The 17,320-nt window shown below is 58.9% G+C and carries 13 protein-coding genes and 4 tRNA genes; 7 read left to right on the plus strand and 10 right to left on the minus strand.

The annotated features are described in order from the left end of the window. Positions 1–5: 5 nt before the first annotated feature. The 4 genes from DFS28_RS15765 to gltX form a co-directional block, all read right to left on the minus strand. Positions 6–81: transfer RNA gene (locus DFS28_RS15765), tRNA-Ala, on the minus strand. Positions 82–134: 53 nt separating this feature from the next. Continuing rightward, positions 135–210, minus strand: a tRNA-Glu gene (locus tag DFS28_RS15770). A gap of 79 nt (positions 211–289) precedes the next feature. Next, positions 290–365 (minus strand) — tRNA-Ala (locus DFS28_RS15775). Between the two features lie 204 nt (positions 366–569). Then, entirely contained in the window at positions 570–2,051 is a 1,482-nt protein-coding gene (gltX, locus tag DFS28_RS15780; protein ID WP_111450544.1) for a glutamate--tRNA ligase, read from the minus strand. Positions 2,052–2,270: 219 nt separating this feature from the next. On the opposite strand from gltX, the gene DFS28_RS15785 reads away from it, so the two are divergent. Both DFS28_RS15785 and DFS28_RS15790 read left to right on the plus strand, forming a co-directional pair. Continuing rightward, entirely contained in the window at positions 2,271–3,320 is a 1,050-nt protein-coding gene (locus DFS28_RS15785; RefSeq protein ID WP_111450545.1) for an HlyD family secretion protein, read from the plus strand. Then, a complete protein-coding gene (locus tag DFS28_RS15790; RefSeq protein ID WP_111450546.1) occupies positions 3,310–4,860 on the plus strand; it encodes an MDR family MFS transporter in 1,551 nt (516 codons plus the stop codon). Before DFS28_RS15785 ends, DFS28_RS15790 begins: the two co-directional genes overlap by 11 nt. Before the next feature lie 142 nt (positions 4,861–5,002). On the opposite strand, the gene uvrB is transcribed toward DFS28_RS15790, so the two are convergent. Further along, positions 5,003–7,018, minus strand: a complete 2,016-nt coding sequence (uvrB, locus tag DFS28_RS15795) for an excinuclease ABC subunit UvrB (protein ID WP_111450547.1) — start codon at positions 7,016–7,018, stop codon at positions 5,003–5,005. A 351-nt stretch (positions 7,019–7,369) separates the two neighbouring features. Here uvrB and DFS28_RS15800 point away from each other — a divergent pair, with 351 nt between their 5' ends. Both DFS28_RS15800 and DFS28_RS15810 read left to right on the plus strand, forming a co-directional pair. Next, complete coding sequence (locus tag DFS28_RS15800; protein WP_008151296.1) at positions 7,370–8,566, plus strand: amino acid aminotransferase; 1,197 nt, start codon at positions 7,370–7,372, stop codon at positions 8,564–8,566. 247 nt (positions 8,567–8,813) lie between these two features. Further along, entirely contained in the window at positions 8,814–9,014 is a 201-nt protein-coding gene (locus tag DFS28_RS15810) for a hypothetical protein (RefSeq protein WP_111450763.1), read from the plus strand. On the opposite strand, the gene DFS28_RS15815 is transcribed toward DFS28_RS15810, so the two are convergent. Further along, on the minus strand, positions 9,011–9,241 hold the full coding sequence (locus DFS28_RS15815) for a hypothetical protein (RefSeq protein ID WP_008007186.1): 231 nt from the start codon (positions 9,239–9,241) through the stop codon (positions 9,011–9,013). The genes DFS28_RS15810 and DFS28_RS15815 overlap by 4 nt on opposite strands. 227 nt (positions 9,242–9,468) lie before the next feature. Here DFS28_RS15815 and DFS28_RS15820 point away from each other — a divergent pair. Together DFS28_RS15820 and DFS28_RS15825 are read left to right on the plus strand one after the other, a co-directional pair. Continuing rightward, a tRNA-Asn gene (locus DFS28_RS15820) sits at positions 9,469–9,544 on the plus strand. A 269-nt stretch (positions 9,545–9,813) separates the two neighbouring features. Further along, complete coding sequence (locus DFS28_RS15825) at positions 9,814–10,272, plus strand: hypothetical protein (protein ID WP_111450548.1); 459 nt, start codon at positions 9,814–9,816, stop codon at positions 10,270–10,272. A 271-nt stretch (positions 10,273–10,543) separates the two neighbouring features. Here DFS28_RS15825 and DFS28_RS15830 read toward each other — a convergent pair whose 3' ends face one another. After that, entirely contained in the window at positions 10,544–12,061 is a 1,518-nt protein-coding gene (locus DFS28_RS15830) for a nucleobase:cation symporter-2 family protein (protein WP_111450549.1), read from the minus strand. A gap of 239 nt (positions 12,062–12,300) precedes the next feature. Between DFS28_RS15830 and DFS28_RS15835 the strand changes: the two genes are divergently transcribed. Continuing rightward, entirely contained in the window at positions 12,301–12,786 is a 486-nt protein-coding gene (locus DFS28_RS15835; protein WP_111450550.1) for a hypothetical protein, read from the plus strand. Between the two features lie 3 nt (positions 12,787–12,789). Here DFS28_RS15835 and DFS28_RS15840 read toward each other — a convergent pair whose 3' ends face one another. From DFS28_RS15840 to DFS28_RS15850, 3 genes are all read right to left on the minus strand, one after another. Continuing rightward, positions 12,790–13,617, minus strand: coding sequence for an arylamine N-acetyltransferase (locus tag DFS28_RS15840; RefSeq protein WP_111450551.1), 828 nt, complete (start codon positions 13,615–13,617; stop codon positions 12,790–12,792). A 110-nt stretch (positions 13,618–13,727) separates the two neighbouring features. Further along, positions 13,728–14,522, minus strand: a complete 795-nt coding sequence (locus tag DFS28_RS15845; RefSeq protein ID WP_111450552.1) for an exodeoxyribonuclease III — start codon at positions 14,520–14,522, stop codon at positions 13,728–13,730. A gap of 99 nt (positions 14,523–14,621) precedes the next feature. Continuing rightward, the gene (locus DFS28_RS15850; RefSeq protein ID WP_111450764.1) at positions 14,622–17,192 is read right to left on the minus strand and encodes an EAL domain-containing protein; all 2,571 of its coding nucleotides are present in this window, start codon (positions 17,190–17,192) and stop codon (positions 14,622–14,624) included. Between the last annotated feature and the right edge of the window lie 128 nt (positions 17,193–17,320).

The raw sequence follows: 17,320 nt of genomic DNA on the forward strand, positions 1-17,320 counted from the left end.
AAAATTGGTGGAGCTAAGCGGGATCGAACCGCTGACCTCCTGCATGCCATGCAGGCGCTCTCCCAGCTGAGCTATAGCCCCGGATTTTTCGCCTCGCGGCGGAGCGACATCTTGCAACATCGCTTCTGTAAAACTGGCGTCCCCTAGGGGACTCGAACCCCTGTTACCGCCGTGAAAGGGCGGTGTCCTAGGCCACTAGACGAAGGGGACGCAAACCCTTCTATACAACAGATCACCGCTGAGTGGTGATCGCTTCAAGGCCGGTGTGGCCAGACCTTGAAGTGTAAATTGGTGGAGCTAGACGGGATCGAACCGTCGACCTCTTGCATGCCATGCAAGCGCTCTCCCAGCTGAGCTATAGCCCCTCATCGCTGAGGACGGGGCGAATCTTAATGGCGCATCGGAAAGCTGTCAAACTTATTTTTAAAATATTTCAAAGTTTTTTGCCGACATAACAATCACTTACCGCCCTCCCCCTGCAAAACCGGGGTAGCGCCGAAGAGCTGGATCAAAAGATCGTCCGAACACGGCCCGAACCTTCGGCAGCTCCTACGCAGGATCAAACAACCTTAGGCGATGTTGCCCAACAGTTTTTCCCACTCCTTGTTTTCCTTCTTGGACACGCCGCCCAGCAAGTCGATCGCCTGGCGTAGACGGAAGCGGGTCAGGTCCGGACCAAGGATTTCCATCGCATCGAGCACCGACACCGAACTGGCCTGGCCAGTGATCGAGGCAAACATTAGCGGCATGGCGTCACGCAGCTTCAGCTCCAGGGATTCGACCACCGCCTGGATGGTTGCGGTGATGCTGTCCTTTTCCCACTGACGCAGGCTTTCCAGCTTCCACAAAATCAACTGCATCAACTGACGCACCTGATCGCCCGAAAGTTTTTTGGATTCAAACAGCTTGACGTCCGGGTTCACACCACCGGCGAAGAAGAAACCGGCCAGCGGTGCAACCTGGCTGAAGGTTTCAACCCGACCCTGCACGTGCGGCGCGATCTTCATCATGTATTCCGGGTTCAGCGCCCATGTTTGCAGGCGCGAAGCGAACTCTTCCACCGGCAGGTCACGCAGCCACTGGCCGTTGAGCCACGACAGTTTCTCGATGTCGAAAATCGGCCCGCCGAGGGAGACGCGGCTCAGGTCGAAGTTGTCGACCATTTCCTGCAGCGAGAACTTCTCGCGCTCGTCCGGCATCGACCAGCCCATGCGACCGAGGTAGTTGAGCATCGCTTCCGGCATGAAACCCATGCGCTCGTAGAATGTCACCGAGGTCGGGTTCTTGCGCTTGGACAGCTTGCTCTTGTCCGGGTTACGCAGCAGTGGCATGTAGCACAGCTCGGGTTGTTCCCAGCCGAAGTACTCATAAAGCAGGATCAGTTTCGGTGCCGAAGGCAGCCACTCTTCGCCGCGCAGAACGTGGGTGATGCCCATCAGATGGTCGTCGACGACGTTGGCCAGGAAGTACGTCGGCAGACCGTCGGTTTTCATCAGCACTTGCATGTCCATACGATCCCACGGGATCTCGACGTCGCCACGCAGCATGTCCGGAACCACGCAAACGCCTTCGCTCGGCACTTTCATGCGGATCACATGCGGCTCGCCAGCGGCCAGGCGACGCGCGACTTCTTCCTTGGACAGCAACAGCGCACGGCCGTCGTAACGCGGGGTTTCGCCGCGGGCCATTTGCTCGGCGCGCATCTGGTCCAGCTCTTCAGCGGTGCAGAAGCACGGGAAGGCGTGGCCCATCTCGACCAACTGCTGGCAGTACTTCTGATAGATATCGCCACGCTCGCTCTGACGGTAAGGACCGTGCGGGCCGCCAACATCCGGGCCTTCGCTCCAGTCGATACCCAACCAGCGCAGGGCGTCGAAAATCTGTTGTTCGGACTCGCGGGTCGAACGCAATTGGTCGGTGTCTTCGATCCGCAGGATGAACTCACCGCCGTGCTGCTTGGCAAAGCAGTAGTTGAACAAAGCGATGTAAGCGGTACCTACGTGGGGATCCCCGGTAGGCGATGGCGCGATGCGAGTGCGGACGGTGGTCATGGCAAGTCTCGAAATGAAGATAAAACAAAGGGCGAATGGTAACAGGCGTTGGCCGCCCGGCTCCAGTGAGCAGGGCATTTAAGCCAAGGTTGCGTCTACAACGCGCTCTAGCCTTGGTGAATGGCCGATTATCGGCCGATGGCATTTACCCATCATTCGCTGTATGCCAGATTTGACCACTGATAACTTTCCTTACAAATTCTCGACTACAGTCTGCCCATGCCTGTCCAACTCAAGCGTCGCCTGTTTATTTTTCTGTTGATCGTCCTGCTGGTTGCCGGGGGCTTTTTTGCCCAGTGGTTCTTCAAGGGGCGATTCTATGAAAGCACCGACAACGCTTATGTCCAGGGCGAGATCACCCGTGTGTCGAGTCAATTGGGCGCGCGCATCGATCAGGTGCTGGTGCAGGACAACCAGCACGTCGAGAAAGGTCAATTACTGATCAAGCTCGAAGGCGATGATTTCCACCTCGCCGTCGACCGCGCCAACGCCACCCTCGCCACCCGTGAAGCCGAACGCCTGCAAGCCCGAAGCAAACTGACTCAGCAAGCCAGTCTGATCGCCGCCAGCGAGGCGCAAGTCGCGTCCAGCCAGGCCAGTCTCGGTCGTTCGCAGATCGATTTGTCTCGCGCGCAAACCCTGCGCAAACCCGGCTATGTCTCGGAAGAACGGGTGACCACCCTCTCCGCCGACAACCACATCGCCCGCTCGCAAGTGACCAAGGCCCAGGCGGACGCACAAAGTCAGCGCCAACAAATCAACTCACTGAGCGCCGAGATCAAACGCCTCGACGCCATGATCGCCAACGCCAAAACCGATCTGGCCCAGGCCGAACTGAACCTGACCCGCAGCGAAATCCACGCGCCCATCAGCGGCCTGATCGGCCAGCGCGCCGCCCGCGAAGGCCAGTATGTGCAAGCGGGTGCTTACTTGATGTCAATCGTGCCGGATCAGGACATCTGGATTCAGGCCAACTTCAAGGAAACCCAAATCGGCCACATGCAGCCTGGCCAAAAAGCCGAACTGACGTTCGATGCCTACAGCGACACGCCCATCGAAGCACGAGTCGATAGCCTGTTCGCCGCTTCGGGCGCGCAGTTCAGCCTGTTGCCGCCGGACAATGCCACCGGCAACTTCACCAAAGTCGTACAACGGATTCCGGTAAAACTGACCTTCGCCGCGGACAATCCGCTGCAAGGCAAGATTCGTCCGGGCATGTCAGTCACCGCCAAAGTGAACATTAAAGACGCCCCTGACGATGGCCGGTGATCAACTGATCCGCCCGGTCGGCGAACCGACCCGGCGGGACTGGATCGCGGTCATGAGCGTGATGCTCGGTGCCTTCATGGCAGTGCTCGACATCCAGATCACCAACTCGTCGCTCAAGGATATTCAGGGCGCGCTGTCGGCGACTCTGGAAGAAGGCTCGTGGATTTCCACCTCGTACTTGGTCGCGGAAATCATCATGATCCCGCTGACGGCGTGGCTGGTGCAGTTGCTCTCGGCGCGGCGACTGGCGGTGTGGGTGTCCCTCGGATTTCTCGCTGCTTCCCTGCTCTGCTCCATGGCCTGGAGCCTGGAAAGCATGATCGTCTTCCGCGCCTTGCAGGGCTTCACCGGCGGTGCGCTGATCCCGCTGGCGTTTACCCTCACGCTGATCAAACTCCCCGAACACCACCGAGCCAAAGGCATGGCGATGTTCGCCATGACCGCAACGTTCGCGCCTTCCATCGGCCCGACCCTCGGTGGTTGGTTGACCGAGAATTGGGGCTGGGAATACATCTTCTACATCAACATTCCGCCGGGCCTGATCATGATCGCCGGTCTGATGTACGGCCTGGAGAAGAAAGAAGCCCATTGGGAACTGCTGAAAAGCACCGACTACCTCGGCATTCTCACGCTGGGCGTCGGCCTCGGTTGTTTGCAGGTGTTTCTAGAGGAAGGCCATCGCAAGGACTGGCTGGAATCGAGCCTGATCGTGGCCCTGGGCAGCATCGCGCTGGTCAGCCTGATCACCTTTGTGATCGTGCAGACGTCCAAGCCCAATCCGCTGATCAACCTCGGCATCCTGCGCAATCGCAACTTTGGTTTATCGAGTATTTCCAGTGTCGGGATGGGTGTCGGATTGTACGGCTCGATCTACCTGTTGCCGCTGTACCTGGCGCAGGTCCAGAACTACAACGCCCTGCAGATCGGCGAAGTGATCATGTGGATGGGCGTGCCGCAGCTGTTTTTGATACCGCTGGTGCCGAAGCTGATGAAGTACGTCTCGCCGAAATGGCTGTGCACGCTGGGTTTCGGGCTATTCGGATTGGCGAGTTTTTCATCGGGCGTGCTGAACCCGGACTTCGCCGGGCCGCAGTTCAATCAAATCCAGATCATCCGCGCACTGGGCCAGCCGCTGATCATGGTGACCATCTCGTTGATCGCCACGGCGTACATCCTGCCGCAGGACGCGGGTTCGGCGTCGAGCCTGTTCAACATCCTGCGCAACCTCGGCGGCGCCATTGGCATCGCCCTCCTCGCCACGTTGCTGGATGCGCGAACCAAGACTTACTTTGATTATTTACGTGAAGCGCTTGTGCCGACCAACCCGCAGGTGGCCGAGCGCATGGCGTCGCTGATGGATCGGTTTGGCAGTGAGACGGCCGCGCTGGGCAAGCTCAGCGAAATTGCGCATCAGCAGGCGTCGATCATGGCTTACAACGATGCGTTTCACTTTGTCGGGATCGCGCTGGGGATCAGCATGCTGGCGGTGTTGCTGACCAAGGCGTTGCCGGCGGGACTCAAGGCTGGCGAAGCACACTAATTGATATTTGTAGCGCCCGTACTGGCCTCTTCGCGAGCAAGCCCGCTCCCACAGGGTCTGTGGGTGGACACAAATTGTGTGACCACCCTCATCATTGTGGGAGCGGGCTTGCTCGCGAAGAGGCCGGTTCAGGCGCAGCAAATCAAACAGTGATCAACCGATCCCGCAACTTGCCAATCTCGTCGCGCATCTGCGCCGCTGCTTCGAACTCCAGGTCGCGGGCGAGCTGGTACATTTTCTCTTCCAGCGCCTTGATACGCTTGGCGATCTCGCCCGGCGAACGCAATTCTGCTTCGTACTTGGCGCTTTCCTCGGCGGCCTTGGCCATGCCTTTGCGCTTCTTGCTACGCGAACCCGGCACGGTGGCGCCTTCCATGATGTCGGCGACGTCCTTGAACACGCCCTTGGGCGTGATGCCATTGGCCAGGTTGAAGGCAATCTGCTTGTCGCGACGGCGCTCGGTTTCGCCGATCGCCCGCTCCATGGAACCGGTGATGCGATCGGCATAGAGAATCGCCCGACCATTGAGATTTCGTGCCGCCCGGCCGATGGTCTGGATCAGCGAGCGCTCGGAACGCAGGAAGCCTTCCTTGTCCGCATCGAGGATCGCCACCAGCGAGACTTCCGGCATGTCCAGGCCTTCACGCAGCAGGTTGATCCCCACCAGCACATCGAAGGTGCCCAGACGCAGATCGCGGATGATTTCTACCCGCTCCACGGTGTCGATGTCCGAGTGCAGGTAACGCACCCGCACGCCGTGGTCGGCCAGGTAATCGGTCAAGTCTTCAGACATGCGTTTGGTCAGCGTGGTGACCAGCACCCGCTCTTCCAGCGCCACGCGCTTGCCGATTTCCGAGAGCAGATCGTCGACCTGGGTCAACGCCGGACGGATTTCGATTTGCGGGTCCACCAGACCAGTTGGACGCACCAGCTGCTCGACCACACGACCGGCATGCTCTGCTTCGTAATTGCCCGGGGTTGCCGAGACAAAGATCGTCTGCGGGCTGATGTTTTCGAATTCGTCGAAACGCATCGGTCGGTTATCCAACGCGGACGGCAGACGGAAACCGTATTCCACCAGCGTCTCTTTACGCGAACGGTCGCCCTTATACATGGCGCCGACCTGCGGCACGCTGACATGGGATTCGTCGATCACCAGCAAGGCGTCGGCCGGCAGGTAGTCAAACAGAGTCGGTGGCGCCTGCCCGGATTCGCGACCCGACAGATAGCGCGAGTAGTTTTCGATACCGTTGCAATAACCCAGTTCGAGGATCATCTCCAGGTCGAAACGGGTGCGTTGCTCCAGGCGCTGGGCTTCCACCAGTTTATTGTTGGAGCGCAAGTATTCCAGGCGTTCCTGCAACTCGACCTTGATCCCTTCAACGGCATCCAGCAGGGTTTCTCGCGGGGTGACATAGTGGCTTTTCGGATAGAACGTGAAACGCGGCAGCTTACGAATCACTTCGCCGGTCAGTGGATCGAAGGCCGACAGGCTCTCCACTTCGTCATCGAACAGCTCGATGCGGATCGCTTCGAAATCGGATTCCGCCGGATGGATATCGATCACATCGCCACGGACCCGGAAGGTCGCACGGGCAAACTCCATGTCGTTGCGCGTGTATTGCAAGTCTGCCAGGCGACGCAGCAACGCACGCTGATCGAGTTTGTCACCGCGATCCACGTGCAGCACCATCTTCAAATAGGTTTCCGGACTGCCCAAACCGTAGATGCACGACACCGTGGTGACGATGATCGCGTCTTTGCGCTCCAGCAGCGCCTTGGTCGCGGACAATCGCATCTGCTCGATGTGATCGTTGATCGAGGCGTCTTTCTCGATGAACGTATCCGATGACGGCACGTAGGCTTCGGGCTGGTAGTAGTCGTAGTACGAAACGAAGTATTCGACGGCGTTGTTCGGGAAGAACGCCTTGAACTCACCGTACAACTGCGCGGCCAGGGTTTTGTTCGGCGCCAGCACCAGGGTCGGACGCTGAATCTGGGCGATCACATTGGCGATGCTGAAAGTCTTGCCCGAGCCGGTCACACCGAGCAACGTCTGGTGCGCCAGCCCGGCTTCGATGCCCTCGACCATCAGGCGGATGGCTTCCGGCTGATCGCCGGCGGGCTCGAAGCGGGTGACTAGCTGGAATTCAGACATGAAATACCTCTCGGTTTTCGAAGCAGGAGTCGCGCCTGTCCGGGTGAACCGGGCAACAACGGGAAAGACCGCAAACGACCGATGTCGCCCGAGGAAAAAACTGGATTGTGCTCAATGTGGAGCCGATTGCCATCGCTTTCAAGGCAAACGTCCTACATCGGGTAAAACCTTTGACGATGCCAATCGACTAACGGTCGAGAAATAATCGGAAAAACTTACCGCAAAAGCCGAATCGTCTGTCGCCATCAATCGCAGATGGCCTCTATACTAGCTCCCCGTTTGTGCACCGCTCTAGTGCATTCGGCTGGAGCGCGACACGTCCCTCCATTTTCCATTCAGAGCCGCCGCAAAATGAGCCTGTTCTCCGCTGTCGAAATGGCACCACGTGATCCAATCCTGGGCCTCAACGAAGCATTCAACGCCGACACCCGTACCAACAAAGTCAACCTGGGGGTCGGTGTTTACTGCAACGAGGAGGGGCGAATTCCACTCCTGCGCGCCGTTGTCGAAGCCGAGACGATTCGCGTCGCTCAACACGCTTCCCGTGGCTACTTGCCAATCGACGGTATTGCCGCCTACGACCAGGCCGTGCAAAAACTGCTGTTCGGCAATGACTCGCCACTGATCGCCGCTGGCCGCGTCATCACCACCCAGGCCGTTGGCGGTACTGGCGCGCTGAAAATCGGTGCCGACTTCCTCAAGCAACTGCTGCCGAATGCCGTCGTGGCGATCAGCGACCCGAGCTGGGAAAACCACCGCGCGCTGTTCGAAACGGCCGGGTTCCCGGTGCAGAACTATCGCTATTACGACGCCGCGACCCACGACGTGAACCGTGCTGGCTTGCTGGAAGATTTGAACGCCCTGCCGTCCGGCTCCATCGTTGTCCTGCACGCGTGCTGCCATAACCCGACCGGTGTGGACCTGAGCCCTGCGGACTGGAACAACGTGCTGGAAGTCGTGAAAGCCAAAGGTCACGTACCGTTCCTCGACATGGCCTACCAGGGCTTTGGCGATGGCATCGACGAAGACGCCGCTGCCGTGCGTCTGTTCGCTGAATCGGGCCTGACCTTCTTCGTCTCCAGCTCGTTCTCCAAATCGTTCTCGTTGTACGGCGAGCGCGTGGGCGCCCTGTCGATCGTCAGCGAATCGAAAGAAGAAAGCGCGCGCGTGCTGTCGCAGGTCAAACGCGTGATCCGCACCAACTATTCCAACCCGCCGACCCACGGTGCAAGCATTGTCGCCGCTGTACTGAACAGCCCGGAACTGCGTGCCCAGTGGGAAGAAGAACTGGCTGAAATGCGTCTGCGGATTCGCGGCATGCGCATTCAGATGGTCGACCTGCTGGCGAAAAACGCGCCACAACGTGACTTCAGCTTCGTCGGTCGTCAGCGTGGCATGTTCTCCTACTCCGGCCTGACGGTTGAGCAAGTGACGCGCCTGCGCAGCGAGTTCGGCATCTACGCCCTGGACACCGGCCGCATCTGCGTGGCCGCGCTGAACCAGAGCAACATCGACGTCGTGACCAAGGCCATCGTTGCGGTGATCTGAATCGTCAAGTGGTAAAAAACGGGAAGCCCTTGGGCTTCCCGTTTTATTTGCCTCAGATAATTCCCAGCGCAGCGAACGACCGCTCTAGACTGCACACATACTAAATGTGGGAGCGGGCTTGCTCGCGAAAGCGGTGTTTCAGTCGACATCTATGCTGAATGACACACCGCATTCGCGAGCAAGTCGGATCGCCGCACCGCCGCTCCCACAAGGTTTTATGTACACCCGAGAATTTTTGAGAACCCACATGAAAAACGATGACCTACGCGCCAACCGCGATGAGCTGGACCACTTCGTGCCTCGTACCCCGGCCAAACGCAGTAACAATCTGGTGATGCAAGTCGCTGCCGGCGTGTTTCTCGGCGGCCTGGCCTTGTGGCTGGTGCAGCTGGCCGCAACCATGCTGTACGCCAAACTGATGCTCGCCACCGTCACTTTCGGCGGTTAAGCCAATTCGGTCGCGCGCTGGCTGGCAGCGTCGTCATAGGCGACGTAGAGCGATTCGGCGACCTGGCTTTTGATGGCCTTGGTGCTTTCCAGGCCCAGGACAAACCCTTCGGCCTTGCCACCGGCACGGTTCAATTCATCAGCGGTACTGGCCTGAGTGATTGCGTCGAACAGTTTTTCGGCGTGAGGGCCGACGCCTTTGGGCAGGCTGATTTGAGCGATGCTCATGCGAACACCCCGTTATGGCGAGGTGTGGTGATTGGGTGATTCATGGCGCGTACCTTTTCGGCGAATGGCCGGCAGCGCGTGTAACCACTTCCGGGCGGCCATGGTAGACCTCTGAGGCGATTCTGGTAACCGCCCAGGGTCGATAAACCACCACCCGTCCCCATGAACCCGTCAAATTGCTAACAGATGCTTGACTTCTCTTTTTGAATCAGTAACATACACGCCATTCCGCGATAGCTCAGTTGGTAGAGCAAGTGACTGTTAATCACTGGGTCCCTGGTTCGAGTCCAGGTCGTGGAGCCAGACAGCAATATCGAAAAGCCCCTGAATCGAAAGGTTCAGGGGCTTTTTTGTGGTCGCCATACACGCAATCCTTCAAATCATCCCTCCTTTGAAAGTAGGAAATCTCCTGTCTTTCTGTAGCCGAGATTTCTACTGTCCTTTTACCCCCGTAAACCTTGGCCCAGAGCACCAGCAACGACTTCGGTGATGGCCAGATGCGGCCTGTAAACCAGCCTCTTTGTACGTTATGAATAGCGCCTTTCGCCTAGCGGCAGCCTCGGATTGTTCGCGTGTCAGAGTTACTCAAGCTCAAGGAGAACGTCCTTGTCCCTCACCCTTCAGGCTCGTTGAGCTTTGGTACGCTCCCTGACATGCCCAAGTTTGATTTACGGGGAGGTGAGATTTTCCTGAGGGTCGGGATACACAAAGGAATCAACAAAGGGTTCGGCGTCCGGCATGTTTGGGAAGCCCACAAAGCAGACTTGGCAAAGTATGGCTGCCACACTATCGACGATGTCGCGACTCACATAGCCAAAATGGTCGTACCTGGCGCTCCCATCTACTGCGAATTCAAGGAAATGCGAGGAGACCACAGAGTCGCCGTACTCAAAAATCCCACCGGCTCACTCATTCTCGAGCCGAGGAACGAGCGTCGTGGTTTCGGTTACTACGTCGTGACCTGGTATCCCAAGAGACGTGCTGAAGGCACCTTGGTCGGCACCATTGCCAAACCAGATTCCAGGCAATAAAAAAGGCGCCCCAAAGGACGCCTTTTGAATATTTCGAGGAGTAGTCGCAGCGATTCTTTAGCTCCAGATCACGAATGACCTTGGGTTCAGAATCCGACCGGCATGCCAGTCGTCACTACTTCAGAGGGAGCCAGCTTCTCTGCTGCCAACAAGATGGGGGGCCAATACTGGAGGCCAAGCCCAAGGATGCGCAATTGCAGACCTCGAGTCCGATTTTCAATCATGACTGGAGTGAGTGTCAACCTGACTCTCAATCCGCCCTTGAGTGCAGTCAAACGTGCTCACTGCTTTTCGCATGCACCGAGCGCGGTTCCGCCGATCCATGGTCCGCCTCCACCACCGGAATCTCATTCCCGTCGCAATCACGCAGTTTTCCTTCGCTGAAATAATCCCCTTCGCGCAGCGCCGCCAAATCCTGATAACGCAGCACCCGCTCAGTACCGGCCGCGAACACCGACTGCTGATCGGAGTTACCGGCAGTGAGGTGGTTGAAGGTCAGGTTCAGCACGATCGCCATGATCGCCGACGAGCTGATGCCCGAGTGGAAGATCGTGGCGAACCAGCTTGGGAAGTGGTCGTAGAAGTTCGGCGCTGCGATGGGGATCATGCCGAAGCCGATGGAGGTAGCGACGATGATCAGGTTGACGTTGTTGCGGTAGTCGACCTTGGACAGCGTACGAATACCGCTGGCCGCCACAGTGCCAAACAGCACGATACCGGCGCCGCCGAGGACTGAAGTCGGTACAGCGGCGATGACACGGCCCATAAACGGCAGCAAACCGAGGATCACCAGAAACAAACCGCCGGTCGCCACCACGAAGCGACTCTTGATCCCGGTCACCGCCACCAGCCCGACGTTCTGGGCGAACGCGCTTTGGGTGAAGGAACCGAAGATCGGCGCGATCATGCTCGACAGCATGTCGGCGCGCAGGCCGTTGCCCAGGCGTTTGGAGTCGACCTTGGTGCCGATGATTTCACCCACCGCCAGAATGTCAGCCGAGGTTTCCACCAAGGTCACCATGACCACAATGCACATCGACAGGATCGCGGCGAAGTGGAAGGTCGGCATGCCAAAGTGGAACGGCGTCGGGAAGCCAAACATCGGACCTTGAGTGACGGACGAGAAGTCCGCCATGCCAAGGAACACCGCGATCACCGTACCGATGACCATCGCCAGCAGGATCGACAAGCGGGAGATGGTCGCGCTGCCGATCTTGCTCAACAGCAGCACCAGCACCAGCGTCACCGCCGCCAGACCGATGTTCGACATGCTGCCGAAGTCCGGAGCATGGCTGTTACCGCCCATGGCCCAGCGTGCGGCCACTGGCATCAGCGTCAGGCCGATGGTGGTGATCACAATGCCTGTGACCAGCGGCGGGAAAAACCTGGTGATTCGCGAGAACACCGGCGTGATCAGCAGGCCGATCAACGACGCGGCAATCACCGCCCCGAGAATCGATTGAAACCCGCCCTCCCCGCCACTGCTGACAATCGCCACCATCGTTGCGACGCCAGAGAACGACACGCCCTGTACCAGCGGCAATTGGCAGCCGAAAAACGGTAAGCCCAGGGTTTGCAGCAATGTCGCCAGCCCCCCTGCAAACAATGAAGCAGCAATCAACAAACCGATGTCCGCTGGCGAGAGCCCGGCCGCCTGGCCGATGATCAAAGGCACCGCGACGATGCCGCCGTACATGGTCAGAACGTGTTGCAGGCCGTAAGCCATATTCGCGCCGATCCCGAGATTTTCGTCCTCAGGCCGTTGGTGTGAAACATGGGGCGTTTTCATGGTTGGGGGGTTCCCTGGTTTTTGTTATGCGCACACTGTATGCAAGACTCAGGACAAATGTCTATAGAGTTGTATACAACTAACCAGTCAGATTATGGACACATGGCCATTCCAAGCCCGCGAGACTCATCGTCGGCAAGCCCCTTGAAACCAAAACCTCCCGGCAACATGACGCAAGGCAAGACGTGCACTACCTTGATAGAGGTACGCTCTCACTGAGACCACGATAGGAAATCGACATGAGCAAGGCTGACCAACTCGTCGCGAAACTGAAGCAAACCCAACAGTCCAGTGCCGACACGACACACTGTGCCGATCAGCAGATCGACAGCTGGCCTGCACAGGTTTACGAGCTATACCACCTCATCGAAGCCTGGCTGGCGCCGCTCAGCGAAGCCGGGCTGAACATTCGGCGAGTGCCGACGCACGTCTTCGAGCGTCATCCTGACGGGGCGACCTACGACTACGCCATCGACCAGTTACTGATTGAAGGCAACCACCACAGCATCACCTTCGACCCCGTCGCTCGTTTCACCGAGGATGGTGCCGGGCGGGTCGAGATCCGCACCCAAGGAAAGGCACTCTCGATGCTGCGAACCGTGAGCGAACACGGCGAGACACAGTGGTGGCTGCAGGCGATCGATCAATCCGGGCAACAACCGGATGCGATCGCCATGACCGAAGACACCCTGCTTTCGGTGGTGCAGGAGGGGCTGGAGCTGTGAGGTTTAGGGCTGTTGAATCAGCCCTTCAATAACTCGGCGCAACGCCGCCTCCCGCGGCACCCGAATGTCGAATTCGCTGCGCAACAAACCCATCAATTCATCCACATCCGCCACCTGCCGCCGTTCAGTCTCACGGCCGATCCGATGAATTGCAAAACTGCCGTTGTTCAGCGTGCGGCGCCACCCTTCCCCGGTGCGCGCCACCATCAGCTGCCTGGCGAACGAAGATTCGGGGTGGGTCGAGACGTACCAGTTGCCGACGGCGTAATCGATGTCTTCCTGGCGCTGCAAATCGAAAATGTACATCGCCCGCCATTCGCCGCCGACGTTGGCCCGCAGGGTGTAGCCATCCTCGTGCTGCTCGATGCGATAGGGTTCGTGGGGCGTGAGCTGTTCAGCCGGGGTATCGAGCATCAGCGGTGCGGTGGGCACCATGCCGCCAAAGCCGACGTCGGTGATGTAGCGCACGCCGTCCAGGGTCACCAGGCTCAAGCGGTGCGTACGGGCAGTCCACGCGCCTTCGGGTTGGCCCATGACCACTCGGCCGGAGAGGCCGCGAGCGTCGAAGCCCAGCGCCTGGAGCAAGGCCAGGAACAGGTTGTTGAGTTCGTAGCAGTAACCGCCGCGACCATCGTGCAGGACCTTTTGCTCGATGGACGGCAGGTCGATGAGCACCGGCTGGCCCGACAACGTGCTGAGGTTTTCGAACGGGAAGACGCCGGTGTGGCGCAGTTGAAGTTGGCGCAGGGTGTCCAGGGTCGGCGCCGGAGGCGCATCGAAGCCCAGTCGCTGCAGGTACAACGCAAGATTCGTCAGCTGTGGCTCGCTCATTGCTCAGTCCTTATGCAGGGGGCCGGATTTCTCCGCCGATGGGCGCCATGTATAAGGGAAAAAGCGGTTCGACCGACAATTGATTTAGCCAATCGCCACCCACTTCAATCTCAACGCCGCTTGCGCGAACTCAATCGAATCCATGCCGGCGCATGATCACTCGCGTGGGGCTCGTTGCGAACCCAGGCATCGACTCCGGCCTCCTGCAAATAAGGACTCAGTGCCGGGTTAAGCAACAGATGATCGATGCGCAACCCGGAGTTTTTTTGCCAGTGCTGGCGAAAATAATCCCAGAAGGTATAGAGCCGATCCTCTGGATACAGATGGCGCAAGGAGTCGGTCCAGCCCTGGGCCAGCAGGCGCTGATAACACTCGCGGCTTTCAGGTTGCAGCAACGCATCCTTCAGCCAGGATCGCGGGTTGTAGATGTCGAGGTCGGTGGGCACCACGTTGTAGTCACCGGCCAGGACCACCGGATGATCACTGGCCTGAAGCGTCTGCGCGTAGCGGATCAGTCGTTCGAACCACGCCAGCTTGTAATCGAACTTCGGCCCCGGCTGCGGGTTGCCGTTGGGCAGGTACAGGCAGCCCACCAGAATCCCGTGCACGGCGGCCTCCAGATACCGGCTATGGGTGTCGCTGTCATCGCCCGGCAGACCTCGACGACTCTCCAGCGGCTGCGCATCCCGCGCCAGAATCGCCACGCCGTTCCACGAAGACTGACCTTGCCAGAGCGCGCCGTATCCTGCGGCCTCAAGCTCGGCGGCGGGGAATGCACTGTCGACTGACTTGAGCTCTTGCAAACAGGCGATGTCCGGCTGCTCGCGCTCAAGCCAGGCGAGCAAGTTCGGCAGTCGGGCGCGCATGCCGTTGACGTTGAATGTCGCGATTTTCAAGTTCTTCATGGGCCAACGCTCGCAACGCAGGGTCGATGTCCAGTTGTGACCAGGGGTGCGCCCCGGCAGTTGCCTCTACGAGCGAAACAGGCGACTAAAGGCACGCCCCTACACTGAAAACTCGTCATGCGATGCCTTCAACAACGGCAGTAACGCCTGCTTTTCCATAGGCCGACTCAAGTAGAAACCCTGCACCTCATGGCACTGGTCCGAGACCAGGAAGTCCAGTTGCTCCAGGGTCTCGACGCCCTCTGCCGTCACGGTCAGGCCCATGGCTTTGCCCAGGTTGATGATCGCCTGCACCACGGCGCGGTCATTGCCGCCGCCGCTCATGGACGAGATGAAACGCTTGTCGATCTTGATCCCGTCGAACGGGTACGTGCGCAAATAACCCAGGGACGAATAGCCGGTGCCGAAGTCGTCCATGTTCAACCGCACGCCCAGCTCCTTGAGTGCATTCATGGTCGCCAACGCGCCCTCCACATCGATGAGCATGACGTTTTCGGTGATTTCCAGCTCCAGGCGACTGGCCGGCAAACGGCTCTGGATCAAGGCCTCCCTGACGTCCTCCACCACATCGCTGCGGGCAAATTGAACAGGCGACAAATTGACCGACACCATCAACGCACCGGGCCAGGTCAGGGCCGTTTCACAGGCTTCGCGCAACACCCAGCGCCCCAAAGGCACGATCAGGTCAGTCTGCTCGGCCAAAGGGATAAACTCGTCGGGGCTCAGCAGCCCCTGCTCCGGATGCTGCCAGCGCAGCAACGCTTCCACCGAGACCACTTGCTTGCCGTCCATGTTGTAGCGCGGCTGGTAATGCATCACGAACTCGTTGTTCTTGATCGCCCGGCGCAGGTCGTTTTCCAGTTGCCGACGGTGCTGGATCTGATCGTTCATGTGCGGCGCAAAGTAGCACCAGGTCTTCTTGCCATCGGATTTCGCCTGATACAGCGCTATGTCGGCACACCGGATCAGTTCATTGGGAATGTGCCCCTGACGCCGACTCAAGGCGACACCGATGCTCGCGCCGATGTGCAGCGTGTGATGCTCGTAATGAATCGGCTGCTGCAGGCTCTCAAGCAAACGCTCGCAGAACCGGTCGATTTCGGCGTGACTGTCCATGCCGTTGAGCACCAGCACGAACTCATCACCACCGAGCCGGGCGACCAGATCGATGTCCCGCGTGCACTCGCGCAATCGGGTGGCCACTTCCAGCAGCACGGCGTCGCCTGCCGGGTGACCGAGGGAATCGTTGATCGGCTTGAAGTTATCCAGATCGATCATCAACAGCACCAGCGCCGCCGAATGCTCTTTCTGCGCCAGGGCCTCGTCGAGGAAACGTGCCAGCTTGTTGCGATTCGGTAGCCCCGTCAGGGCATCGTGCAACGATAGATGCTGGATCTGGGCATGGGCGGCGACTTCATCGGTGATGTCGCTGGCCGTTCCGCGATAGCCCAGCACCGCGCCTTGGCGATGGATCGGTCGCGCCGAAACCCGGCAAATACGCTGTTGCCCCGACTGATCGCGATAGGAGCAGCGCAAATGGCTGACAGGCTGTTCTTCATTGAGCTTATGCAGCCACAGCGACAAGGGCAGCGTGTCGCAATTGAGCAGTTGCCCGATGTCCTGCCCTATCCATTGCTGATCGGAAAAACCGGTGACGGTGGCGAAACGTCCTGACAGATAAGAGATGCAATGTTTGTCGTCGATTTCCCAGATCCAGTCGGAAGCAGCCTCAGCCACGGCACGAAAACGCTCTTCACTGGCCTCCAGCGCCTGGTTCGATAAATCGAGGCTGGTGTAGCTGGCATCCACGTGCCCGGACGTGCGCAAGACATACCGGAAGAAATAAGCCGTTAACAACGCCAGCACCAGCAGCGCGCCGCCCAATGGCGGCAGCAACGACCAGAGCAACTGATGACCCGGCTGCTCAAGCCGGGAAACCAGGCTATAGCCGGTGCCCGCCAGTGCCACGGCGGGCCTGCCGGGCGAGATGGCGTTATCAGGCGCCAGGTTTAAATCATGCAAACCGTAATCGGCGCCCAGGGCGCTGAGCTTGTCAGGGCTTAATTGGTCGACGAACACCAGCACCGAGGTGCTGTGGGGATCGACCGCCGGTCTTTCGTCATTGGGGACGATCGCGGCGGCCGTCAGCAATGCCGGTTTGCCCTCGAACAGGGTGAACTGGCTGACGGGATCAATGAGACTTTCCTGACTCTGGACTGCCTGTATCAGCGTCGCCATGGATGCCGAAAGATAGGTGGTCGCCGCCTCCTGTACTTGAAGCCCGCGCACCATTGCGTATTTGGTTTGCTGATGATCGACTACGAAGACGCCATCGTAGTGATCGATGCTGAACAAGGTTTTGCCCAGGTTCTGCTCGACGTAGGCCCATTGCACATCGACCGTGCCATTCAAATGGTCGTAGGCGCTCGTCCAGTTTGCATAACTGGCGATGTAGTTTTTCGAGGCGGTGATGCGGTTTTCCAGCGCACGCTGGGTGTAGAACGTGGTCTTGGTCAGGTCTTGGGTGTCCAGCCTCCCGGCAATGTTGAACAAAGCCCACAGGGCGATCAGCACACCCAGAACAAACAACAAGCCGACGACAAACACCAGGTTGCGGGTTATCGGCGTATGACGGGGAACGGTGACGGTGGTAGCAGCGGTCATATCCATGCACTTGATCCTGTCAATCGATTGCCCGATCGGGATGCGACGCTCGCAATGCTTTTTTACCAGGGCACTCGCCGAACGTTCATTGAACATAGCAGCCATGCTGGGCCCTGGCGCCTGGATAACGCAAG

Origin of the sequence: Pseudomonas sp. 478 (genome assembly GCF_003254125.1) — a bacterium.
Taxonomy (GTDB): domain Bacteria; phylum Pseudomonadota; class Gammaproteobacteria; order Pseudomonadales; family Pseudomonadaceae; genus Aquipseudomonas.